The 22,216-nt window shown below is 70.3% G+C and carries 23 protein-coding genes and 2 pseudogenes; 13 read left to right on the forward strand and 12 right to left on the reverse strand.

The genetic code is table 11. The features are described from left to right. Positions 1-418 precede the first annotated feature (418 nt). The 4 genes and pseudogenes from ACIOJD_RS26525 to ACIOJD_RS26540 all read right to left on the reverse strand — a co-directional run. The gene (locus ACIOJD_RS26525) at positions 419-1,261 is read right to left on the reverse strand and encodes an alpha/beta fold hydrolase (RefSeq protein WP_401918121.1); all 843 of its coding nucleotides are present in this window, start codon (positions 1,259-1,261) and stop codon (positions 419-421) included. Positions 1,262-1,430: 169 nt separating this feature from the next. After that, positions 1,431-2,573 (reverse strand): cytochrome P450, encoded by a 1,143-nt coding sequence (locus ACIOJD_RS26530; RefSeq protein ID WP_401918123.1) that lies wholly within the window; start codon positions 2,571-2,573, stop codon positions 1,431-1,433. 143 nt (positions 2,574-2,716) lie between these two features. Continuing rightward, on the reverse strand, positions 2,717-3,952 hold the full coding sequence (locus ACIOJD_RS26535) for a cytochrome P450 (RefSeq protein ID WP_401918820.1): 1,236 nt from the start codon (positions 3,950-3,952) through the stop codon (positions 2,717-2,719). A gap of 85 nt (positions 3,953-4,037) precedes the next feature. Beyond that, a pseudogene (locus ACIOJD_RS26540) lies at positions 4,038-4,100 on the reverse strand (hypothetical protein); the annotation flags it as partial. Positions 4,101-4,442: 342 nt separating this feature from the next. On the opposite strand from ACIOJD_RS26540, the gene ACIOJD_RS26545 reads away from it, so the two are divergent. The 4 genes from ACIOJD_RS26545 (at position 4,443) to ACIOJD_RS26560 (ending at position 9,009) form a co-directional block, all read left to right on the forward strand. Next, positions 4,443-6,854, forward strand: coding sequence for a histidine kinase (locus ACIOJD_RS26545; RefSeq protein ID WP_401918125.1), 2,412 nt, complete (start codon positions 4,443-4,445; stop codon positions 6,852-6,854). Further along, positions 6,839-7,516: a response regulator gene (locus tag ACIOJD_RS26550; protein ID WP_401918127.1), complete on the forward strand. Its 678-nt coding sequence runs from the start codon at positions 6,839-6,841 to the stop codon at positions 7,514-7,516. The genes ACIOJD_RS26545 and ACIOJD_RS26550 overlap by 16 nt, the downstream gene beginning before the upstream one ends. A gap of 152 nt (positions 7,517-7,668) precedes the next feature. Further along, a complete protein-coding gene (locus ACIOJD_RS26555) occupies positions 7,669-7,983 on the forward strand; it encodes an SCO4225 family membrane protein (RefSeq protein WP_401918129.1) in 315 nt (104 codons plus the stop codon). Between the two features lie 159 nt (positions 7,984-8,142). Continuing rightward, entirely contained in the window at positions 8,143-9,009 is an 867-nt protein-coding gene (locus ACIOJD_RS26560) for a GyrI-like domain-containing protein (RefSeq protein WP_401918131.1), read from the forward strand. 66 nt (positions 9,010-9,075) lie between these two features. Here the strand turns inward: ACIOJD_RS26560 and ACIOJD_RS26565 are convergent, their stop codons facing one another. After that, a complete protein-coding gene (locus ACIOJD_RS26565; RefSeq protein WP_401918133.1) occupies positions 9,076-9,993 on the reverse strand; it encodes a LysR family transcriptional regulator in 918 nt (305 codons plus the stop codon). A 70-nt stretch (positions 9,994-10,063) separates the two neighbouring features. Between ACIOJD_RS26565 and ACIOJD_RS26570 the strand changes: the two genes are divergently transcribed. Next, complete coding sequence (locus ACIOJD_RS26570; RefSeq protein ID WP_401918135.1) at positions 10,064-11,074, forward strand: DMT family transporter; 1,011 nt, start codon at positions 10,064-10,066, stop codon at positions 11,072-11,074. Here ACIOJD_RS26570 and ACIOJD_RS26575 read toward each other — a convergent pair. Continuing rightward, a complete protein-coding gene (locus ACIOJD_RS26575; protein WP_401918137.1) occupies positions 11,057-11,938 on the reverse strand; it encodes an SDR family NAD(P)-dependent oxidoreductase in 882 nt (293 codons plus the stop codon). The two genes, ACIOJD_RS26570 and ACIOJD_RS26575, sit on opposite strands and share 18 nt — an antisense overlap. Positions 11,939-12,032: 94 nt before the next feature. Here ACIOJD_RS26575 and ACIOJD_RS26580 point away from each other — a divergent pair, with 94 nt between their 5' ends. Both ACIOJD_RS26580 and ACIOJD_RS26585 read left to right on the forward strand, forming a co-directional pair. After that, complete coding sequence (locus tag ACIOJD_RS26580) at positions 12,033-12,650, forward strand: TetR/AcrR family transcriptional regulator (RefSeq protein ID WP_401918139.1); 618 nt, start codon at positions 12,033-12,035, stop codon at positions 12,648-12,650. A gap of 167 nt (positions 12,651-12,817) precedes the next feature. Continuing rightward, the gene (locus ACIOJD_RS26585; protein ID WP_401918141.1) at positions 12,818-13,216 is read left to right on the forward strand and encodes an ACT domain-containing protein; all 399 of its coding nucleotides are present in this window, start codon (positions 12,818-12,820) and stop codon (positions 13,214-13,216) included. A gap of 18 nt (positions 13,217-13,234) precedes the next feature. Here the strand turns inward: ACIOJD_RS26585 and ACIOJD_RS26590 are convergent, their stop codons facing one another. Next, a complete protein-coding gene (locus ACIOJD_RS26590) occupies positions 13,235-13,618 on the reverse strand; it encodes a DUF397 domain-containing protein (RefSeq protein ID WP_401918142.1) in 384 nt (127 codons plus the stop codon). Then, on the reverse strand, positions 13,599-14,441 hold the full coding sequence (locus ACIOJD_RS26595; RefSeq protein WP_401884710.1) for a helix-turn-helix domain-containing protein: 843 nt from the start codon (positions 14,439-14,441) through the stop codon (positions 13,599-13,601). The genes ACIOJD_RS26590 and ACIOJD_RS26595 overlap by 20 nt, the downstream gene beginning before the upstream one ends. Positions 14,442-14,555: 114 nt before the next feature. On the opposite strand from ACIOJD_RS26595, the gene ACIOJD_RS26600 reads away from it, so the two are divergent. Then, positions 14,556-14,795: a hypothetical protein gene (locus ACIOJD_RS26600; protein ID WP_401918144.1), complete on the forward strand. Its 240-nt coding sequence runs from the start codon at positions 14,556-14,558 to the stop codon at positions 14,793-14,795. Next, complete coding sequence (locus ACIOJD_RS26605; RefSeq protein ID WP_401918146.1) at positions 14,792-15,070, forward strand: hypothetical protein; 279 nt, start codon at positions 14,792-14,794, stop codon at positions 15,068-15,070. Before ACIOJD_RS26600 ends, ACIOJD_RS26605 begins: the two co-directional genes overlap by 4 nt. Before the next feature lie 75 nt (positions 15,071-15,145). Here the strand turns inward: ACIOJD_RS26605 and ACIOJD_RS26610 are convergent, their stop codons facing one another. After that, the gene (locus ACIOJD_RS26610; protein ID WP_401918147.1) at positions 15,146-15,676 is read right to left on the reverse strand and encodes a protease; all 531 of its coding nucleotides are present in this window, start codon (positions 15,674-15,676) and stop codon (positions 15,146-15,148) included. A 161-nt stretch (positions 15,677-15,837) separates the two neighbouring features. Here ACIOJD_RS26610 and ACIOJD_RS26615 point away from each other — a divergent pair. Then, positions 15,838-16,755, forward strand: a pseudogene (locus ACIOJD_RS26615) (GlxA family transcriptional regulator); the annotation flags it as partial. A 16-nt stretch (positions 16,756-16,771) separates the two neighbouring features. On the opposite strand, the gene ACIOJD_RS26620 reads toward ACIOJD_RS26615, so the two are convergent. The 3 genes from ACIOJD_RS26620 to ACIOJD_RS26630 all read right to left on the reverse strand — a co-directional run bounded on the left by ACIOJD_RS26620 (position 16,772) and on the right by ACIOJD_RS26630 (position 20,390). Continuing rightward, positions 16,772-18,367: a PTS transporter subunit EIIC gene (locus ACIOJD_RS26620; protein WP_401918149.1), complete on the reverse strand. Its 1,596-nt coding sequence runs from the start codon at positions 18,365-18,367 to the stop codon at positions 16,772-16,774. 36 nt (positions 18,368-18,403) lie between these two features. Continuing rightward, positions 18,404-19,384, reverse strand: a complete 981-nt coding sequence (gene murQ / locus ACIOJD_RS26625) for an N-acetylmuramic acid 6-phosphate etherase (RefSeq protein WP_401918150.1) — start codon at positions 19,382-19,384, stop codon at positions 18,404-18,406. A gap of 85 nt (positions 19,385-19,469) precedes the next feature. Continuing rightward, positions 19,470-20,390, reverse strand: a complete 921-nt coding sequence (locus ACIOJD_RS26630) for a MurR/RpiR family transcriptional regulator (protein WP_401918151.1) — start codon at positions 20,388-20,390, stop codon at positions 19,470-19,472. A gap of 143 nt (positions 20,391-20,533) precedes the next feature. Here ACIOJD_RS26630 and ACIOJD_RS26635 point away from each other — a divergent pair, with 143 nt between their 5' ends. The 3 genes from ACIOJD_RS26635 to ACIOJD_RS26645 all read left to right on the forward strand — a co-directional run bounded on the left by ACIOJD_RS26635 (position 20,534) and on the right by ACIOJD_RS26645 (position 21,993). Further along, positions 20,534-20,911, forward strand: coding sequence for a hypothetical protein (locus ACIOJD_RS26635; protein WP_401918822.1), 378 nt, complete (start codon positions 20,534-20,536; stop codon positions 20,909-20,911). Further along, a complete protein-coding gene (locus ACIOJD_RS26640; protein ID WP_401918152.1) occupies positions 20,908-21,177 on the forward strand; it encodes a DUF4031 domain-containing protein in 270 nt (89 codons plus the stop codon). Before ACIOJD_RS26635 ends, ACIOJD_RS26640 begins: the two co-directional genes overlap by 4 nt. Before the next feature lie 225 nt (positions 21,178-21,402). Further along, positions 21,403-21,993, forward strand: a complete 591-nt coding sequence (locus ACIOJD_RS26645) for a DUF3455 domain-containing protein (protein WP_401918153.1) — start codon at positions 21,403-21,405, stop codon at positions 21,991-21,993. Positions 21,994-22,216 lie beyond the last annotated feature (223 nt).

Raw genomic sequence — 22,216 nt, forward strand, 5'->3', positions numbered from 1 at the left:
GGCCCCACATCCGGTGCACCAACGTCCGGTTCCCCGTGCGTTCGACCACTCCCGTGTCGTGATGGCCGTCGCGGCGGCCGAATAGTCCAGTGGGTTCGGCGACACGGCCTTGAGGGTCGATTCAGCAGGTATGTTCACCGTCGGTAATGGTGAAGTGACAATCTGAAGGAGTGGTCATGGGCCTGCCCGTCATTGGCGGTTTGCTCGACAGTGTGGTCGGGATCTTGCTTGGTGCGGTAGCCGGTATCGCGCCCCAGGTCGCGGCTCTCTTGGCCGGCCTGTAGTCGCCAGTGTTGTGTCTCCGCATGCTGTGGCCTTCCTCGGTGTGACACGAGAAAGGCTCCGGAGGGAAAGCCGCCCTCCCGCTTCGGGTCGCCGGTGATCCAGCGGTCCCCGCACCGGTCCGAGAGCCCGTCCCTCAGCGTCGGGCGTGGCCGTCGAGCCAGTGCGTGATCGTGGAGGCCGTGGGGAGACCCGCGTCCTCCAGCATCAGGTCATGGCCGACGTCCGGTACGAGCACGGGAGTTACCCCGTACAGGCTCGCGACACTCCGTGTGTCGTGAACCGGCGTGTGGTCCTTCTCGGGGCCGACGACCAGTACCGGACAGTGGATGGAACCCGTGTCGATGTGGATCGTCCCCGAGCTGTAGTCGTTGACCACGGTGGGGGACTCAGGGCTCAGGCGGGCCATGACGGTGTCGAGATCCGCTTCGGATATGTGCTGGAACCACTGCTCACGCGCCTCTTCGCGGGTGATGGTCACCGGCCGGTCCGTCGGGAACGACGTCGAGCGCATCGGCCCCAGCTGGCCGGGCCCGACGGATGAGACCAGCACCAGCGCGGCGAGCGGGTGCCGCTCCGCCACGAGCTGTGCGACCAGGCCTCCCATGCTGTGGCCGAGCAGGACGGCCGGCGGGGCCGCGTGGTCCAGGACGGTCAGTACGTCGGTCGCGTAGTCCTCGGGCGTACGGGCGAGATACTCCGCGTCGGCCAGGGTACGGGAGCCGGTGTGGTTCGGCAGGGACATGGCGAGCGCCGTCCAGCCCGACTCCGCGAACATCGGCATCCACCGTTCGAAGGCCCACCAGCCGTGCAGCGAGCCGGGCACCAGGACTATTCGGCCTTGCTCCTCGATCACCGCGGGGTCGCGCACCTCGCGGACCAGCAGCCCGTCCACGTCGTGATCAGTCCACTCCAGTGCCACCGCGCCTCCGGCCTCCGTGTCCCGTGACTGCGTGTCCTTGTGACTCTGTGTCCTCATGTCGCTGTTCTCCGTACGGATATACGGATGTACGGATACGGCCCTCTCCTCTTCCACCATCGTCCTGCGGGCGGAGGGGCGCCACCTCGCCCGTTTCCTCCGGACATCCTGTGGCCCCGGCCGCACAATCCTCAAGGAGAAGGCGAGTAGTCGCCAGCTTCCCGAATGGTCACCAGTCGACCGGGAGGGTCAGCGGCGATTTGCTCGGGGATTCGTCGTCCCAGGTGGGTGGTTGTTCTTTGGTGAGGTGGAGGTGGGGGTAGCGGTCGAGGAGTGCTTCGAGTCCTACGGTGAGTTCGGCGCGTGCGAGGTGTGAGCCGGGGCAGTTGTGGGCTCCTCGGCCGAAGGCGAGGTGGTTGTTGCCTGTGCGGTTGAGGTCGAGCCGGTCGGCGTGGGGGAATGTGGTGTCGTCGCGGTTGGCGGAGGCGATCACGGGGAGTACGGCCTCGCCCGCGCGGATCGTCCGGCCGTGCAACTCGATGTCCTCGACGGCCTGAAGGAGTACGACTCCGTTCATCACCGGTATGTGGCGCAGGAGTTCTTCGACGGCGGCCGGCATGAGGGCGCGGTCGTCGCGCAGCCGGGCGTACCGTCCTGGCTTGGTCAGCAGGGTCACCACGGCGTTGCCCAGGAACATCGTGCTGGTCCGGTACCCGGCGACGAGCATGGAGAGTCCGAAGCTCAGCACGCTCTCTTCGCGCAGAGCGTCAGGTTCACACTCACGGACCAGCTTGGTGAGCATGTCGTCGCCCGGCTCGCGCAGCTTGCGGTCCAACAGCGCGCGGACGTACTCGCGTAGCCGGTGGGTGACCTCGCGTCCCTCTTCCAGTGTGACCAGGGCGCCGAGGGCGGCGTCCGCCATGGGCAGGAAGTATTCGCGGTCCTCGTAGGGGATGCCCACCAGCTCGCACATCACCAGGAGCGGGAAGGGTTCGAGATATCCGCCGACCAGCTCGCCCGGCCGGCCGCCGTCGGCGAACGCGTCCAGCAGGCGGTCGGCGGCCTGCCGGATGCGTGGCAGCCGGCGCTGGATGGTCCGGACGCTGAACGGCTCGGCCAGGGCTTTGCGCAGTGCCATGTGCTGGGGGCCGTTCAGCTCCATCATGGTGGTGAGGGCGGGGCCCTGGTCGGTGGGTTCGTCGGGTCGGGGTGGCCAGTCGTTGATGGTCGGTCTGGTGAGCCGGGGGTCCGCGAGCAGGTCCCGGACGTCGCCGTACTGGGTGACGTACCAGGCGGTGGCGCCCATCGGGAGCCGGACCCTGGCCACCGGGCACTCGCGGCGCAGCCGCTCGTATTCCTCGGGCGGTCCCATGCTTCCCGGGGGCGGGACGGGCATGTCGATCACGGGTTCTGGCGGTTCGACGAGGGGAACCGGCGGCTCTCCGGGCAGTTGTCGGGTACCGCTCACGGCGGGGTCCGGTCGCGGTCCTTCGCCGCTGGACCCGGTGGCCGGGTTCACCAGCTGACCGGGAGGGTCAGCGGTGACTTGGTCAGGGATTCGTCGTCCCAGGTGGGTGGTTGTTCTTTGGTGAGGTGGAGGTGGGGGTAGCGGTCGAGGAGTGCTTCGAGTCCTACGGTGAGTTCGGCGCGTGCGAGGTGTGAGCCGGGGCAGTTGTGGGCTCCTCGGCCGAAGGCGAGGTGGTTGTTGCCTGTGCGGTTGAGGTCGAGCCGGTCGGCGTGGGGGAATGTGGTGTCGTCGCGGTTGGCGGAGGCGATCACGGGGAGTACGGCCTCGCCCGCGCGGATCGTACGGCCGTGCAACTCGATGTCCTCGGCCGCCTGGAGGATGACGACTCCGTTCATCACGGGCATGTAGCGCAGGAATTCCTCCACCGCACCGGGCAGGATCCGCCGATCGTCGCGCAGGCGGGCGTACCGCTCCGGCTCACACAGCAGGGTATGCAGCGAGTTGGCCAGGAAGATGTCGCTGATGCCGAAGCCGACAGCGAGCATGGACAGCCCGAAGGTCATCACGTCCTCATGGGGCAGCTCGCCGCCCTCGCACAGTTGGATCATCCGGGTCAGGACGTCGTCGCCGGGCGCGCTCCGCTTCCGCGTGATCAGTGCGGCGACGTACTCGCGCAGCAGATCGGTGACCCTGCGTCCCTCCTGCGAGGTGACCATCCCGGCGAGGGCGTCGTCCAGTACGGGCAGGAAGTAGTCGCGGTCCTCGTAGGGGATGCCCACCAGGTCGCACATCACGAGCAGGGGAAACGGCCGGGTGAATCCGGCGATCAGGTCGCAGTGGCCGGCCCCGTCGGCGGACTCCTGCGGCAGCCGGTCCAGCAGTTGATCGGCGAGTTCCCGGATGCGCGGCAGGCGGTCGCGGACGGCCCTGGCGCTGAACACCGGGGCCACCGCCTTGCGCAGCGCTGCGTGCCGGGGGCCGTCCAGTTCCGTCATCGTGATGAGGGCGGGGCCCTGGTCGGTGGGTTCGTCGGGTCGGGGTGGCCAGTCGTTGATGGTCGGTCTGGTGAGCCGGGGGTCCGCGAGCAGGTCCCGGACGTCGCCGTACCGGGTGACGTACCAGGCGGTGGCGCCCATCGGCATCCCGACCCTGGCCACGGGGCAGCTCTCGCGCAGTCGCGCGTATTCCTCGGGAGGCCCCATGGTGCCCGGCGGGGGGAGCGGGAAGTCCAACACCTTCGGTTCGGGCGCGGGGCCCGGCGCGATGCGCGGCGACGAGGGCATGCTCAGTGCCTTTCGGGATGTCCTGCTGGAGTTCTGCCAGGTGTCCTGCTGATTGCCTTGCAGGTTGACCTGTTGGTTGACCGACTGGGTGACCTGTTGGTTGTCCTGTTGGTTGACCTGCTGGTTGGGCAACGGCCGGTTCGGCTATGGGCGTTCATGGAGTCAGGTGCGTAGCAACACGTCGGACAGGCTCACGACGCGAAGAGGCTTTCCACGCGCGGTATAGAGGGAACGCGACACCCTCGGAGATACCTCTAACGAGTGTCGGGCGACCGATGCCCGAGGCGGCACAGGCCGGGGCGACCGATGCCCGGGGCGGCACGGGCCGGGGCGGCACAAGCCGGGGCACGCGGCCCGAGGCGCGGGTCCCGGTGTCTCCGGCCCTCCCCGGGGTGGCCGCCGCCGGGCCGTCTCCACCCATGGTTAGAGGCGGCAATCACCCTCCCGCCGGAGGCCCGCCCGGGACCGGCGACCGTAGCCTCGTCACATCATGGAACGAACCGATGACCGGATTTTCCCGGTCCTCCTGCTCGCCGCCCAGGCCGCGGTCTGGCCCGGCGCGGCACTGCTGCGTGGCATCGAGCCGTCCGCCGCCCAGCTTCTCGCCGCCGCCCTGATGGGCGGGCTGGTGACCGTCGCGCTGGCGGCCCGGCGGGCGCGCCCGGTGCTCGCCCTCCTCGTGGTCGTCGTGGCCTGCGCACTCGGCGCGGGGCCGCTGCCCGTCGGTGCCGTGGCGGTTCTTGGCACCGGAGGTGTGGCTCTCGCCCTCCTCTCCGTGGCCGCCCGGCGCGATGTCACGACCGCGTTGCTGTGCGTGGTGACGCTCGAGGTCTGGCAGGCACTGCACGGCATCACGCTGCACGGGCTCGGCCAGCGCGACGGCCTCGATCTTCTCCTCACCGCCCTCCTCTACGCCGCCGCTTTCGGCGCGGGACGGCACCTGCGCCGCGTCCGGACCGCGCGGGACATCGCCGAACGGCGGATGCGCCGGGCGGAGTCGGAGCGCGACAAGCTCCCCGCGGCCGAACGCCGGCGCATGGAACGGGAGTTGCACGATGTCAGCGCCCATCACCTCACCGCCGTCGTGGTCAGCTGCGAAGCGGCCCTCGGGCTGCGCGAGCGCCGACCCGAACTGGCCCAGGAGGCACTGGTGTTCGCCGCCGACACCGGCCTCGAGGTGGGCCAGGCGCTGAGTGCCGTACGGACCCCACAGCCCACGGTGGAGGACGGCCCGGACCCACGGGAGCGCCTGGACGCGCTGGTCAACGGCTTCCGCAGCCTGGGACAGCCCGTGACCAGTGACATCCACGGGCTGCCGGGCGGCTCCGCCGACGAGACGGTGTACGGGATCGTCCGCGAAGCCCTCACCAACGCCGTACGCCACGCCTCCGGCGCCCCCACCACCGTGCGCTGCACCCACGACGACTCCGGCACGGAGGTCATCGTGCGGAACGGGCCCGTGAACCCGCCCGCCGACGCTGCCGCGCCCGGCGCGGGCCTGGGCGGCGGGCGCGGCCAGACCTTCCTGCGCGGGCGGGCGCGCGAGGCGGGCGGCACGCTCAGCAGCGGGCCGACGCCCGACGGGGGCTGGGAGGTGCGCGCGGTGCTGCCGGGACGGGTGGCGGGGCCGCCGCGCCCGGCGGTGGCGAGGTCGTACCGGATCGCGCAGTTCACCGCCGCCGCCGGACTGTGCCTGCAACCGCTGCTGCCGATCCTGGTCATACGGGCGGACGAGGCGTCCAGCGGTACGGGGATCTCGCCCGGCGTGCTGTTCGCGCTGCTCGCCACGGCGCAGGCGGTCGCGCTGCTGTGGCTGCGCCGCGCGCCGCGCGCCGTGCCGGCCGCCCTGGCCGTGCCGGCCGCGCTCTGGCCGGCCGCGATGGCCGTGAGCGGATACGCGGGGCCCGTCGGCCTGCCGCCCCTGATGAGCATGGTCGCCACCTGCGCGGCGCTGGTCATGCTCGCGTCCCGCGCACCGTCGGGCCGCACGGCGCGGGCCCGCCTGGCCGTGCCCGTGGGCGCCGCCGTCGTACACGCGGCAGCCGCGACCGTCGCGGTACTCCTCTCCGGCCGTGGCCCGGCCGAGGGTGCGCTGGCGGTCGTCGGCATCGCGAGCGCCGGGGCGGGGCTGGCGGCCGGTGCCGCCTGGTGGTCGGGCGACCGCTACGGCCACCGCGAGCGGGCCGCCCGGGACGCGGACGACGACCGCATCGCCACCTGGACCGAGGAGGCCGTCCGGGACGCCTGGGCCGAACGCCGCCGTATCACCACCGGACTGGAGACCACCGTCCTCGCCCGCACCGCCGACGTGGTCGAAGCGGCCGAGGCGGGCCGCCTCGCGGAGACGGCGGACCGGGCCCGAGGCGCGCTGGCCGCGATGCGCGCCCTGCTCGACGCGGTACGGGACGGCGAGCCGTCCGCCGAACTGCGCCCGCAGCCCACGCTCGAAGCCCTCGACCTGCTCGCCCGCCAGTGCCGGGCCGGTGGCCGCGAGGTCGAGGTACGGCGTACCGCCAGGGTTCCGCGGCGGCTGCCGGCCGCGGTGGACCTCGCCGCCTACCGCGCCGCCGAGACCCTCCTGACGGCCGGTGACGACGGCCCCGCCTCGCTCGTGCTCGACGCGGACGACGGCGTCCTGAGCCTCACCGCCACCGGCGCACCTCGTGCCACCCGGCCGGATGTACGGGAGCGGCTGACGGCGCACGCGGTCGCACTCGGCGGCAGCCTGTCCATCCCGCAGCCGGGCACCACACTCCTGCGCCTGCCGCTGGGGCCCGCGGCGTCTGTGGAAGAGGCAGGGCCCGTGGTGAAGAATCCGAACCTGAACAACCACACCTCAGGTCACGGGGCAGCCGCCCCGGAACGGGGAGACGAGGAGGGACCCCGATGCCCGTCACGGTGATGGTCGTCGACGACCAGAGTGTCGTCCGAGCGGGCTTCGCGGCCGTCATCGACGCCGAACCGGACCTGACAGTGGTGGGCGAGGCGGGCGACGGCGCCACCGCGGTCCGGATGGCCGGAGAACTCGCACCCGACGTGATCGTCATGGACGTACGGATGCCCGAGCTGGACGGCATAGCCGCCACCCGCATCCTCACCGGCCGCGAGGGCGGCCCCCGCGTGCTGGTGCTGACGACCTTCGACCTCGACGCCTACGTCTTCGACGCGCTGCGCGCCGGTGCCTCCGGCTTCCTGCTCAAGGACGTCCAGGCCGCCGAACTCCTGCACAGCATCCGGGTCGTGGCGGCCGGCGAGAGCGTGCTCGCGCCCTCCGCGACCCGTCGGCTCATCGGCCACTACGCCGCCGGACCGCACACCCGGCACCGGGCCGCCGCCGAGGCGGGAATCCTGGACCGGCTGACCGCGCGCGAGAACTTCGTCCTCGCGCTGATCGCCTCGGGACTCAACAACACGGAGATCGCCGAGGAACTCGGCATCACCGTCGGCACCGTCAAGTCCCATGTCAACGCCTTGCTGCGCAAGCTCGGGCTGCGCGACCGGGTCCAGGCGACGATCCTCGCCTACGACCTCGGCATCACCCGCCCGAACCCGCCCTCCGTATAGCCGTAGCCCCTGAACTCCCCGCTGTCCGCTGTCCGCAGCCGACGGCGGGTCCACCGGCACGCCGTGGCGGCAACTCGCCGCCCGACCGGGACGCCCACCCATGAACACGCCCACCCATGAACACGCCCACCACATCCAAGGAGCACAACCCCATGCCCAAGACCAGCAACTCCCCCCTGCACATCGTGCGTTCGTCGCTCACCAACGTCGTCGCACTCGCCTACCTCGTCGTCTGCGCCGGCCTGCTCATCTGGGCGCTCACCGCGAGCGCCGGTGACGACGCGTCCTTCGCCGGGGTGATTCCGCTGCTCGCCACGGCACCGGTCAGCCTGGTTCTGCTGGTGCTGCCGGAAGGCCTGGCCATGGTCATCCTTTCCGTCGTTCTCGGAGCCCTGGTGAATGCCCTGGTGATCGGCTGGTGCGTCCGTACGCTGCGCCAGGGGCGCCAGGGGCGAGGCTCTGCCTGACAACCCTCCCGTACCGGATTGCCCGTCTCCTGGGCATTTCCGTACGAGAGACACCCGACGATCCGTACGAGAGACACCCGACCGCAACGGGCACAGGATGTCGGGTGCGGCACACTGCTCCCTTCCTAACGTGGTGGTCAAGAAGGGAAGGAGGCAGGAGTGCTGGAGCGGCTGAACCAGGCCCTGGAGTACGTCGATTCGCATCTCGGCGAGCACATCGAGGTGTCCGAGCTGGCGCGGATCGCGGTGACGTCGGAGTACCACTTCCGGCGGATGTTCTCCGCGCTGGCGGGGATCTCGCTGTCGGAGTACATCCGGCGCAGGCGGCTGACCGTGGCGGGGGCCGAGGTGCTCGCGGGGGAGCGGACGCTGCTGGAGATCGCGGTGCGGTACGGCTACACCTCGGGGGAGGCGTTCGCGCGCGCGTTCCGCGCCATGCACGGCGTCGGTCCCGGCGAGGCCAGGCGGACCGGTGCGGCTCTGCACTCCCAGCCGCGTATGTCCTTCCGCCTCATCATCGAAGGGAGCAGCAGCATGCGATACCGGGTTGTGGAGAAGGACCGGTTCCGGGTGGTCGGCAAGAAGGTCCGGGTGCCTCTGGTCCATGAGGGGATGAATCCGGCGATCGCCGACTTCATCCGGAGCATCGACAAGGGCACGCTACGGCGTATCACCGCGCTGTCCGACCAGGAACCGGAGGGGATCGTCGCCGTGAGCGACAACCTCGACCCGAGCCGGGCCGAGGGAACCGAACTCGACTACTACCACGCCGTGGTGACCGACGCCGAGGTTCCCGAGGACCTGGACGCGCTGACCGTTCGGGCGGGGACCTGGGCGGTGTTCGAGAACTCCGGGCCGTTCCCGCAGGCGCTCCAGTACCTGTGGCGGGACGTGTTCACGCAGTGGTTCCCTTCGAACCCGTACCGGAGCCGGCCGGGGCCCGAGATCCTGCGTACGCGACTGTCGCCCGACGGGGCGGAGGCGGAAGCGGAGTTGTGGATCCCGGTGGAGCGTACGGAGGTCTGAGCGGGCGGCGCGGAGGGGGCGTGGTGGGGGCGCGGCAGGAGCGTGGCGGGGGAACGTCGGCACGGATCAGGTCGTACGCAGGGCTTCCGCCCGCTCCCGCAGGGCTTCGAGCAGGGCACGCACGGGAGGTGCGGCCGGTGTGCCGGGTCCGGTACAGGCGCCGATGTATCTCTTCGCGGTGGGAGTGACGGTGAGGGCGCGGGTGTCGGCCCGGTCCTCGACGGCGAGGGAGGGGATGAAAGCGATGCCGACGCCCGCCGCGACGAGTGCCTGCATGAAGCGGAAGTCGCTTGAGCGGCAGACCACTTTGGGTGTGACGCCCTGCGTGGAGGCGAGTGCGTCGACCGCGTTTCCCGGCAGGTCCCAGCCCTGGATCCACGGTTCGTCGGCCACGTCCTCGATACGTGCCGAGGAGCGCGCGGCGAGTGCGTGACCGGCGGGCACGACCAGGCGCAACTCGTCCTTCAGAAGCGGGTGGTAGGTGCGGCGGCCCGCGTCGTCGTCCCAGTCCTGGGGTGGTTGTCCGCTGTGGAAGTGGTAGACGAGGGCCACATCGGCGCGGCCGTCGCGCAGCGCGGCGAGTGCCTGGCCGGGCTCGGCTTCGATCACCGTCGTGTCGACGTGGGGGCCGTTACGGCGGTCCAGCGCGGCCAGTGCGGGCGCGAGCAGGAGCGTGCCCGCACTGGGGAAGGTGGCGACGGTCACCGACGGCGGGCCCTCGTCCCGCAGTTGGGCGAGGGCCCTCTCGGCCCGGTGCAGTTCACCGTGGATGGTGTCGGCGGTGCGCAGCAGGGACTGGCCTGCGGCGGTGAGCGTGACGCCTCGGGTGCTGCGCTCGAAGAGGGGCATCCGGGTGGTGCGTTCGAGGGCGGCCATCTGCTGGGAGACCGCCGAGGGGGTCAGTCGCAGGGCCTGTGCCGCCTGGGCGAAGCTCCCGCGACGGGCGACCTCGCGGAACAGGGCGAGCCGCCGCGCCTCAATCATCAGTTCCCCTTACCGCGCGGTTAGTAATACCGTACTTCTGCTTACGGTAGGGGGCTGCCAGCCTGGCGGCATGATGTCCGATGCGCGAGAGCGTTCCGGGGCCGCGCTGGCTCTTGGGGTGGTATGTCTGGTCGGCGGGTCCGTCGCCGCCGCCGACCGGCTTCACGGCTTTCCGCTCATCGGCGGGCAGGCCGCGCGCTACGCGCTGGCGACCGTGTTCCTGCTGGTCTGGGCCCGGATGCGCAAGCACAGGTTCGTCCGGCCGACGCCGGTCCAGATGGTACGGATCTTCCTTCTGGCCGCGACGGGAATGGCCGGGTACGGCATCGTGCTCGTCTGTGCCACCTCGATGACGTCACCGGGCAATGTCGGCGTTGCCCTGGGCGCCGCGCCCTTGATCATCGTGCTGGTCAGGTCGCTGCTCGCCCGGACGCGCCCGTCCCGGAGTCTGATGGGCGGGGCCCTGTGTGTGGCCTGCGGTTCGGCCGTGGCGCAGCTGTCCACCGGCGGCGCGGTGCAGTGGAGTGCGCGAGGGTTCGTGTGGTCGTGCCTGGCCCTGGCCGGGGTCTGCGCGGTCACGCTGCTCGGTGCGCCGGCCACCAAGGAGCTGGGCTCGCTGACCGTGACGACCTACGCGTGCGGACTCGCGTCGGCCATGCTCTTTCTCGTCGCCCTGATCGTGTGGGCGGTCACCGGGACGCCCGTGCTGCGGCGGCCTACCGCCGTTGAACTGTCGGCGCTGACCTTTCTCGCCGTCGGCGTGACCACCGTCGTCTTCCTGATGTGGTACGGAGCCGTCGAGCGGCTCGACGCCAGTCGGGCCGGGCTCTTCAACGGGCTCGTCCCGCTCGCCTCTCTTCTGGCTCTGTCCGTGACCGGTGCGGGCTCCGCCACCGTCAACCAGATCGCGGGAGCCGCGCTGGTCCTCTTCGGCGTCGCCCTCGGACTCCTGAAGACGGGCGAACGCGGTCCGGCGATGTCATCGGCGGGCTCATCGACGGACTCATCGGCGGATTTGTCGGCGGGCTCGTCGGCGGGCTCGTCGGCGGGTTCATCGACGGGTTCATCGGCGGGTGGCTGAGTCGCTGGTGTTGTCCTTGCCTCCGCGTTCCAAGATGCGGGTGGTCATCGTGTCCAGGACCCAGCGGGGTGCCCAACGGCCGATGACCCGCAGTACTTTCGTGTCCGTGCCCACGTTGTAGAACGCCTTGGGTTTACGGTCGGTCAGCGCCGTGAGATACGCCTGGGCCACGATCTCCGGGTCCTTCCCCGACCCCACGACCGAGCCCACCAGCCGGTCGAGCTTGCCCAGCATGTCCCCGTACAGCTCGATCGCCTCCGGCGGCAGTTTGGCGCGGGCCTGGTCATTCTGTTCTTTCGCCGACATCGTCATGCGCGACTTGACGCGACCGGGATCGACCACGATCACCGAGACCCCGAACTGCCTTACCTCTGCCTGGAGTTGACGGGAAATGAGTTCAAGCGCGTACTTCGCGGCGGGATAGGTGCTCGCCAACGGCATGTTCAGCAGGTTCGAACCCGAGGTCACGTTGATGATGCGGCCCTTCGCCTTGCGCAGCAGGGGAAGGAAGGCCTGCGCGGAGAAGATGCTGCCGTAGAGGCTGCTGTCGATGGGCTTCGTCAGCTCATCGACCGGCGCGAACTCCAGTGGCCCCGCACCGCCCGCACCGGCGTTGCAGATGAGCCCGTCGAGACCGTGTTCGCCGCACTCCTTGCTGATGGCGGCTGCTGCGGCGAAGAGCTGTTCGCGATCCGTGACGTCGGCCAGGACGGCCTTCAGCGGACCGATCGCGGCGGATTCCAGGTCGTAGGCGTCCTTCTGTCTGCGGACGATGGCGAAGACCTGCCAGCCCACGCGGTCCAGGAGAAGGGCCGTGGCACGGCCCACGCCCGCCGAACATCCAGTGATCACCACGGTCTTCATTTGCGCCACTCCTTTGCGAAGGTCAACTGATTCCGACCGTAGTCCAGCGTGAAGTGATAGGCAACTATCGATACTGCTTGGTAGTGTCTACGCTGTGACTACCGATTCCCCCAGGCCGCTGCGCGCCGATGCCGTGCGCAATTCGGAGAAGATCATCAGGGCCGCGCGCGAGGTCTACGCCGAGCGGGGGCCCGATGCCCTGCTGGATGAGGTGGCCCGGCGGGCCGGAGTGGGGATCGCGACGCTGTACCGCCGCTTCCCCGACAAGGGGACTCTGCTGCGGGCCGTGCTGGAACAGCAGTTCGCGGAACAGGTCCAGCCCGCTCTCGGCCGGGCCCTGCTGGACGACGACCCGCGCCGTGGTCTGGCCCTGGCGATCGAGGCCGCACTGTCCTCCGCCGCCGGTGCGCACAGCGTACTGACCGCCGCGAGGGGGGCGGGGGTGCTGACGGCCGAGCTGGGCCACCACTTCTTCGACGCCCTGGCCCCCCTGGTTCAGCGCGGCCAGCGGACCGGGGTGATCCGGGAGGACCTCGTACCGGAGGACGTACGAAGGATCGTGATCATGCTCGTCAGCGTGCTGTGGACCATGGAGCCCGGCCAGGACGGCTGGCGGCGCTATGTGACGCTGGCGCTCGACGGGCTTTCCCCGGCCTCGGCCAGCCCTTTGCCGTATCCCGCCCCCGAGATGGGGCGCAAGCGCGAGAGCTGAACCAGGACGCCCGGCGGGGACGGTGGGCCGCCACATGCCGAACCGGCCGCTTCGCTTGCTGACTCAACCGATACTCAACTATCGGAAGTCAAGGGGGCTTCCGGCAGCTGGGCATCCGTCCGGGGGAAGCCTCCCGGGGCGTCCTGCGGCACATAGGATCGGTCGGTATGAGCGGTGAGGCTGACCTGCGGAAACTACTGAGCGGCATGAGCCCGGAGTTGAGGCCGGGCCGGTATGTGTTCACCGTCGCGGAGGCGGGCATCCCGCCCGGTCTCACGCCCGTGGTCACGGTCGCCGAGCAGGAGGGCCTGACTCTGGTCGTACGGCTTGAGGATGCCGACGCGGCGGGACTCGCGTACGAGTACGTGGCGGGCTGGATCACGCTGCGCGTCCATTCCGCCCTGGACGCGGTCGGGCTCACTGCCGCTGTCGCCCAGGAACTCGCCGCCGCAGGGCTGAGTTGCAACGTCGTGGCGGGCTTCCACCACGATCACCTCTTCATCCCGTACGAGCGCGCGGCCGAGGCGGTCACCTTGCTGGAAGCCCTCGCGCAACGGTCCGTCTGACCCCGGCGACCGCGCCGGTCACACCAGCCGGCGCTGGCCGGTGGTCTTGATGTCGGTGACGAAGGCGGACCAGGTCGCGGCCTGGAAAACGAGGCCCGGGGCGTGGGGGGTCTTGGAGTCGCGGACGGGGACGATGCCGGTGAGGCCGTCGGCTACTTCGAGGCAGTTGCCGCCGCTGGCGTCGCTGTGCGTTGACTTGCGCCAGGTCGCGGCGCCGGGGAAGTCCTGGGCTACTTCCAGGCAGTCGCCGCCGTCTCCGCCGCTGTACGTCGACTTGCGCCACGTGGCGGCGCCGGGGAAGTCCCGTGCCACTTCGAGGCAGTCGCCGCCGCTGGCGTCGCTGTAGCTGGACTTGTGCCAGGACGCGGCGCTCAGGTCGTACTCATGGCTGCTGCTCTTCATGGGTGTAATCCTCCGCCACTGATTCAATCAGGGCCAAGGATGCGTCAGGTGACAGTGCAGTGGCCCCCAGCAAATCGTAGGCCAGTTCGTGCTGGGCGACGGATGCCGGATCGTCCAGCAACTGGCCCGATCCCAGCCCTTCGAGATAAGCCAGTGGGGGCGCGTCCTCGAAGGTCATTAGCTTCAGGGCGCCAGCCATCGCAGCGTGCGCGCCTGCCTCAAACGGCAGTACCTGCACGATGATCCTGTGCCGTCGGATCAGCCCCGCCACATGTCGCAGCGCCTCCGCCATCACCTCAGGTCCGCCCACCCGTCGACGCAGTACCGCCTCGTCCAGCACCGTCCAAACCATGGGCTCTGTTGGATCCTTCAGCAGCTTGGCTCGATCCAGCCGTGCCGCCAGCAGTTCCTCTATGACCTCCTCCGTCGCCGTCGGCAATCCCGCGCGAAAAACCGCCCGCGCGTACGCCTCCGTCTGCAACAAGCCCGGAATCAGCAGCGGCGCGTACTGCTTGATCACCGTCGCCACCGCCTCGGCCTCCGCCGCCTCGGCGAAGTGATCCGGGTACTTCGACTTCTTCAGTGCCGTGCAGTTCCGCAGGAAGTAGCCGTCCGTCTTGAAGACCTGGTCGAAGTAGATCGCGTACTCCGGCTGGATCCGGCGCACGCCTCCCTCCAACTGGCCGATGAACGATCCGCTGACGAACAGCGGTGCGCCCAGCTCCTCTTGGGACATGTCCGCTTCGTTGCGCTGGTGTCTGAGTTCGGCCCCGAGCATGGCGCGTGGGGAGGATGACGGGTCGAGTGGCTTCGGTCCAGGCATAGAGCGCTCCCGATGGGACACATGGCGATGTTGGGCAGCCGTCACTGTTCAGGCTAGCGACGGTTGACCACTCTGTGTGGTGAAAGCCAATACTCAGAGTAGAGAGCGGCATCGATGGTGAGGAACGAAATGAAGGAGCGGCAGCGCGTGGCAGCCGGGAAGGTGCGGGCGGCCGAGGACGCGGTGGCGGAGTTGCGGGACGGGCTGGCGGCGGTGGGGGTCACCCTGCCGTCGCTGCGGATCGACCCTGTCTCATGTGCGGGGAATGAGCCGAGGCCGCTGGTCGAACTCGGCCGCTGCACCGTCGAGACCGCGCTGCGCCTCAGTGCCGTACTGGAAGGGACGCGGCGATGAGTACAAACGGGAGCGCGAACGGGAGTGTGGACGGGTGTGAGGACGCGGGCGCCGGCGGGAGTGGGGTGGTGTTCGAGCCCGGTTCGTACGCCGTCGACTCCCGGACCGGCCGCGTGGGGCGGGTCATGAGCCAGGACGGCGTCTGCGTTCAACTGCGGCCACCTGGTGGCGGGGTGGAGTGGGACTGTCCCTCGGAGTCCGTCTCCCCGGCCCGGCCCGGAGACGTACTGCGGGCGCGGGTGACGGAACTGAACCACGAGCGGCGATTGCCGTGAGTGCCGTCGTCGGCCTGCCCGCCTCGCCGTGAGGTGAGGCCCTGGGAGGGGCAGGCCGACGACGTTCCCGGTGGGTTACGCGCCTGTGGTGGAGCCGGGGCGGATGATCATCAGGACGGTGACGGTGGCCCACAGGAGGTTGAAGATGCCGGTGTACATGGCCAGCTGGGCGGTGACCTTCGGCTTCTGCGTGGGTTCGGTCACCAGGTCCGTGGCCGGGGCTGTCACCGGGGCTGTCACCGTGGCCGGAGCCGTCTCCGCAGCCGCTTCCAGGTCCGCCAGGATGGTCTCCTGACCGGGCAGTACGAGCACGATCAGCACTGCTGCCGCCGCCACGGTCAGGGCGATCGAGGTGATGAGCCAGGCATCGGTCAGGACGCCCATGCTGGCCGCCGTGGCGAACCCGAAGACGATGACGGCCAGGCCCACGCCTGCGTAGACACGGCAGATGCGGTGCAACAGGCGTACGGCGGAAAGGGCTTGGGGATCACCGGGCGCGGCCATCGCCCGTCTGGCGCCGGGCGGGAACATGCTGGCGGCCACGGTGACCGGTCCGACGGCGACGATCGCGGCCAGAACATGAAGGGCGAGCAGGAACTTTGTCACGGGGTGGGTCGCTCCCTCGTACGGAATGAAGAGTCGGAAGGGGAAGAGGCCCGGGGGAGGCACCCGCCCACGCTAAGACGCCGATCACGCATGCAGAAGTGGCACTATCGACAGCTGCCAACGGATTCCGGCCATTCGCGGCGAGCGCTTAGCCTGGCGCCATGCACAACGTGGTCGTACTCGCTCTTGACCAGGTCATCCCGTTCGACCTGTCCGCCCCGATCGAGGTCTTCTCGCGTACCCGGCTGCCGGACGGGCGTGACGCGTACCGGGTGCGGGTCTGTGCGCCGGTCGCCGGGGAGATCGACGCGGGACCGTTCATGATCCGGGCTCTGTACGGCCTTGAGGCGCTCGCCGAAGCCGACACGATCATCCTGCCCGGCACGTCCGTTCCCACGGCGCCGCTGCCCGGCGACGTACGCGACGCCCTGTGTGCGGCGGCGGCGAAAGGGACCCGTATCGCTTCCGTGTGTGCCGGGGCCTTCGTCCTCGCGGCCACCGGGCTTCTCGACGGGCTGCGGGCCACGACCCACTGGATCGCCGCCCCGCTGCTGGCGGCCCGGTATCCCGGGATCGACGTCGATCCGGAGGTGCTGTACGTGGACAACGGACAGTTCCTCACCTCGGCCGGGGCCGCCGCCTCGCTGGATCTGTGCCTGCACATGATCCGTAAGGACTACGGTTCCGCTGTCGCGGCCGATGCCGCCCGGCTGTCGGTCATGCCATTGGAACGCGAGGGGGGCCAGGCGCAGTTCATCGTCCACGACCAGCCTCCGGTGCCCGCCGGAGCCACGATGGAGGACCTGCTGCGCTGGATGGAGGACAACGCGTGGCGCGAACTCACCCTGAAGGACATCGCCGAGCATGCCGCGACCAGCACCCGGACGCTCAACCGGCGCTTTCGTGAGCAGACCGGCACCACGCCGTTGCAGTGGCTGCACCGGGCCCGGGTCCGCCGGGCGCAGTACCTGCTGGAGGTCACCGGCCACCCGGTCGACCGCATCGCCTCGCAGGTGGGATTCGGTTCGCCGACCGCCTTCCGGGACCGCTTCAAGCGGGTCGTCGGTACGAGTCCGCACGCGTACCGGGCAGCTTTCAGGCCTTCGAGGGCTGTGAGTCCGGGTGCGAGTGCGGGTGCGGGTGAGAGTGTGGATGCCGCTGTGGGTCCGCGTCCGGGGCAGGGGCCGATTCCGGCTCCGGTTCCGGTTCCGGCGCCGACATCCGGGTCTCCGTCTCTACGTTCAGTTCCCTCAGCATCGTCTTCGTGAAGCCGAAGTAGTACGTCCCGACGAAGCCCACCGCGTAGCCGACCAGCAGGCCGGCCCCGTACACCGCGACCATCGTGCCCAGGCCCTTGTTGCCGGCCAGCAGCGGGAACAGCGCCCATCCGGACGGGCCGATCGCCGTCGAACCCACCGCGTCGCCCAGCTGGTTGAACAGGCCGACGAAGCCGCCGCCGAACGCGCCGCCCACGCAGGCCGTGATGAACGGGCGGCCGAGCGGGAGCGAGACTCCGTAGATCAGCGGTTCGCCGACGCCCAGGAGACCGGCGGGGAGGGCGGACCTGATGGTGCGGCGGATTGAGCCGTTGCGGGGGAGGCGTACGTAGACGGCCATCGCCGCGCCGACCTGGCCCGCGCCCGCCATGGCGAGGATGGGGAGGAGCACGGTGTAGCCCTGCTGCTCGATCAGGGTCGTATGGATGGGGATCAGCGCCTGGTGCAGGCCCAGCATCACCAGCGGGAGGAAGAGCCCGCCCAGGACGAAGCCCGCGCCGGAACCGCCGTTCGCCAGCAGCCAGGTGGAGAAGTCGCCGATGGCCGTGGAGACCTCACCGGCCACGTACATCAGGCCGAAGAGCGTGACGAGCCCGGAGACGAGCACGGTGAGTGTCGGGGTGACCAGTACGTCCAGGGCCTCCGGGACCCATCTGCGGCAGGTCTTCTCCACGTACACGGCGAGCACTGCCGCACCCAGCGCGCCGAGCACGCCGCCCTGGCCCGGGGCGAGTTTCTGGCCGAACGCGTCGATGTTCGCGACGCCCGGGAAGACGATGATCGCGGCGACCGCGCCGCCCAGAATGGGCGTACCGCCGAACTCCTTCGCCGTGTTGTAGCCGACGAAGACGGCGATCAGCGACATGAAGCCGGAGGCGAGGGCGCTGAGGGCGGGGACGACGGCGGGGAGCCAACCGAGGTTCGCCAGAAGGCCGTTGAGGCCCGCGATGATGCCGCAGCCGATGAGGGCGGGGATCAGCGGCACGAAGATGTTGGCGATCCGGCGGAGGAAAAGCTTGAACGGGGTGGCGTTCCTGGCCTTCCGGGCCGCCTTGATCTCGGCGCCCTGCGCGGCCAGTTGGTCGGCGGTGGAGGGGGTGGGGGACGAGACCGGAGGGGGTGTCGGTGTCGGCGCCTCCGCCCCCGTACGGCCCTCCTCCACCAGTCGCTCGAACTCCGGCGTGACCCTCGCGACCGTACCCGGGCCGAGCACGACCTGATACGTCGTGCCGTCCTCCACCACGCCCAGCACGGCGGGCAGCGCCTTCACTTCCTCGTGCCGTACGAGGGAACGGTCGCACAGGCCCAGGCGGAGCCGGGTCATGCAGTGGGCGACGGACTCGATGTTCCCGGCGCCCCCGACGAGCGGGAGGAGCGCTTCGGCCGTGGCGCGGTTCTTGTCTTCTGTTGCCATGGTGCACGGTGCCTTGCTGTGCGAGGGGGGAGGGTGTCAGTCGGTTGCTGTGGTCGTGGCTGTTGTTGTCGCCGTACGGGCGGACCGCAGTGCTTCGCGCAGGTGGCCCTCGGATTCGGTGAGGAGCGCGTCGGCCGTGGGGCCGTCGACGCCGCCGAGGATGGTGAGAATGGCGTTCTTCACCTCGCCGTCGGTGGCGGCCAGGGCCGTCTCGATCTCCTCGTCCGAGGCGCCGGTGGCGAGCGCGACGATCCGGCGGGAGCGGGCGCGCAGCTTCTCGTTGGACGCGCGGACGTCGACCATCAGGTTTCCGTACGTCTTGCCGAGCCGGATCATGGTGATCGTCGAGAGCATGTTGAGGACGAGCTTCTGTGCCGTACCTGCCTTGAGGCGGGTGGAGCCGGTGAGCAGCTCGGGGCCGACGACGACCTCGATGCCGTGCTCGGCGGCGGCGGCCAGCGCGCTGCCCGCGTTGCAGGAGAGGCCGACGGTGAGCGCGCCGATGTCCCGGGCGTGCTCGACGGCGCCGATGGCGTACGGGGTACGGCCGGAGGCGGAGATGCCGACGACCGTGTCGTCCGGGGTGATTTTTATGGCGTCCAGGTCGGCGGCGGCCAGCTCCTTGGAGTCCTCGGCGCCTTCGACGGAGGTCACCATGGCGCCGGGGCCGCCCGCGATCAGGCCGACGACCTGGGCCGGGTCGGTGTTGAAGGTGGGCGGGCACTCGCTGGCGTCGAGGACGCCGAGCCGTCCGGCCGTACCGGCGCCCGCGTAGATCAGCCGGCCGCCGCGTGCCGCGCGTTCGGCGGTGGCGTCGATGGCGGCGGCGATACGGGGGAGCTGGGCGGCGACGGCGGCGGGGACGGTGCTGTCCTCGCCGTTCATGATCCGGGCGATGTCCAGGGTGGGCAGCTGGTCGATCTCGGCGAGTTCGGGGCGGAAGGCCTCGGTGGTGAGGGTGTCGAGCTGGGCGCGGAGTTCGCCGTACGGGGAGGGGGTGTCGGAGGCGGAGGTCATGGGAAGCGGCTCTTTCTTCCGGGTGAGCGGGTGCGGGTGCCGGTGGTGCCGTTGGAGTCTCGGTACGGGAGGACCGGCTGCCGGATCAGCGCGTGTGGCGCGGGCTGTGGCGGTGCGCGAGCGCCTCGTACGACGCGGAGAGGGCCGGGGCGGCCGTCTCGTACGTACGCTGCGCCACGCCTATGAACAGGCAGTCCACGACGAGGAGTTGACTCGTACGGCTGGACATGGCGGCCGGGCGCAGCTCGCTCTCGCGGGCGGTGGAGGTCGTCAGCACATGGTCGGCGTACTGCGACACGGGGCCGTCCGGCCGGCCGGTGATCGCGACCGTCGTCGCGCCGCGATCGAAGGCGACCCGGAGCGGTTCGATGACATCGCCGGTGGAGCCGGAGTGGGTGATCGCGATGGCGAGGTCGCCGGGGCGGAGCTGGACGGCGTTGGTGACGGCGAGATGCGGGTCGGAGTGGGCGTGCGCGATCAGGCCGATGCGCAGCAGCTTCTGGGCGAGGTCCATTCCGACGAGGGAGGAGGCGCCGACGCCGTAGATGTCGATACGGCGGGCACCGGCGGCGGCCGTGACGACGGCGCCGAGCTGGACGGTGTCGAGGGCGGCGGCGGTGTCGGAGAGGGTCTGCTGTTCGTCGTACGCGAGCTTCGCCACGACGTCCGCGATGGGGTCGTCGACCGCTATGTCGGCCGTGACTGCGGGCGCGCGGCCGGACTGCTGCTGTGCCGCGAGTCCGGCGAGGGCGAGGCGCAGGTCGCGGTAGCCGGGGTAGCCGAGGAGGCGGGCGGTGCGGACCACGGTGGCCTCGCTCGTGCCGGTCAGCTCGGCGAGACCGGTGACGGTGAGGGCGGCGCAGCCGGCCGGGTCCCCGGCCACCGCCTCGGCGACGAGCTGCATGGAACGGGTCATGGTCGGGGCGAGTGTCCGCACCTTGGCAGAGAGGGCGGCGGGGGCGGGCGGCGCCCCCTCGCTGAAACTTTCCTTCACGTCTTGGGTCACCTCTGAAAGATATTTTCAGGATTTGGGACGCGTCAACCCCCTGGGACAATTGAGTGATGGACCCCGACATGGACCCCGACAAGGACCCTGACGCAGCCCCTGACCTGCCCCCCGGCACAGACTCTGACAAGGACCCCGAGAACGTGGATGTGAACCCCTTGGAGCAGGTGCTGCACGCCGCCCGCGCGCTGGTCCTCACCGACCTGGTCGCGGGCGATGTCGCCGACCCGGAGGTCGTGTCCCTGGTCGAGGAGTCGGTGACGCACCGGCGCTGGTGGGTGGAGCAGTGGCCCGAGGGCGCGTCCTATGTGGCGGGGCTGGTCGCGCAGGACGTCCAGGACGCGCTGCTGGAGCGGTACGGGCGCTGGCCGCTCTGCCCGGTCTGCGCCGAGGGCGAGCCGCACGCGCTGGACGTGGAACCGGAGCTGGGGCCCGATCCGCACTGGGTCTGCGGGAAGGCGGGCGTGGTGGTCGCGGCGGTCGGCGAGCTGGCGCCGGGCGGCGGGGTGGGCGCGTCGTGACGGTCTACATCGACCCGCCGACCTGGCCGGGCCATGGCCGTATGTGGTCGCACCTGGTCAGCGATGTCTCGTTCAGCGAGCTGCACGCGTTCGCCGCGTCCATCGGCTGCCCGCCGGGCGCGTTCGAGCGGGACCACTACGACGTACCGGAGCACCGCTACGAGGACGCGGTACGCGCGGGCGCGGTGAGGATCGGCTCCAAGGAGCTTGTACGGAGGCTTACGGGCGCGGGGCTGCGGCGGCCGAAGGGGCGGCCTGTGGCGTGAGGCGCGTGCTTCTTTGCCGTGGCCGCGTTCGGCCCGCGCTTCGGTGGGAGGCTCGTGCTTCTTTGCGTAGCCCGTGCTTCTTTGCGTAACTCGTGCTCGGCCCGCGCCGTGTGACGTACCCCTCAGGGCCACGGACGGTGACCGCCCCGCCGACTCCTGATCGTAAGGTCATGCCAGCGGATTCGTCCTGAACTCCGCGTTCCAGCAAGGCATTTGGAGACCTCGGTGAAGAGATTTGCCAAGCGCGTGACCGTTGCCGCCGGTTGTCTCGCCCTGACCGGCGCGACTCTGCTGGCGGGTGCGGGCGGAGCGGGAGCGAGTGAGGGAACGTCCGCCGCGTCCGCGCACGCCGCGATACCGGGCAAGCCCGGGAAGCTTCGCGACGTACCGCCGGAGCTGGCGGTTCCGGCCGGCAACGAACGCACGGCCGTGCTCGATGCCCGAGGTGTGCAGACCTACACGTGCACGGACGGCGCCTGGACCCTGCTGGAGCCGGCGGCCACGCTCTGGAAGCAGGGCGACCCGGCACGTCGTGCTGTCGCGCTCCACTCGCGCGGGCCGGTGTGGGTGTCCACGGACGACGGCAGCGCCGTCAACGCCGCCGCCGTCGCGAACGTGCCGCGTGACGGCGCGATCCCGCAGCTGCTCCTGAAGGCCACCACCCACCGGGGTGCCGGTCTCTTCGCGGACGTGTCGTACATCCAGCGCCTGGAGACGCGCGGCGGACTCGCCCCCGCCGGGGCCTGTGCCACGGATGCGGGGCAGGTGAGCGTGGAGTACTCCGCCACGTACGTGTTCTACGCGCCCGAGGCGTAGGCGTAGGCATAGGCATAGGTGGAGGCGGCGGCGGTCAGCCATCGGCCGGCCGCCGGAGCCTCATCACCTACGAGACCCGGAGCCTCACCACCTACGGGACCCGGAGCCTCACCACCTACGGGACCCGGAGCCTCACCACCTACGGGACCCGGGTCCCATCACCTACGGGACCCCGAGCCACGCCACCCACAGGACACTGTTCGATCCCTCGTTCGACCCCCGG

Source organism: Streptomyces sp. NPDC088116 (genome assembly GCF_044741745.1).
Classification (GTDB): domain Bacteria; phylum Actinomycetota; class Actinomycetes; order Streptomycetales; family Streptomycetaceae; genus Streptomyces.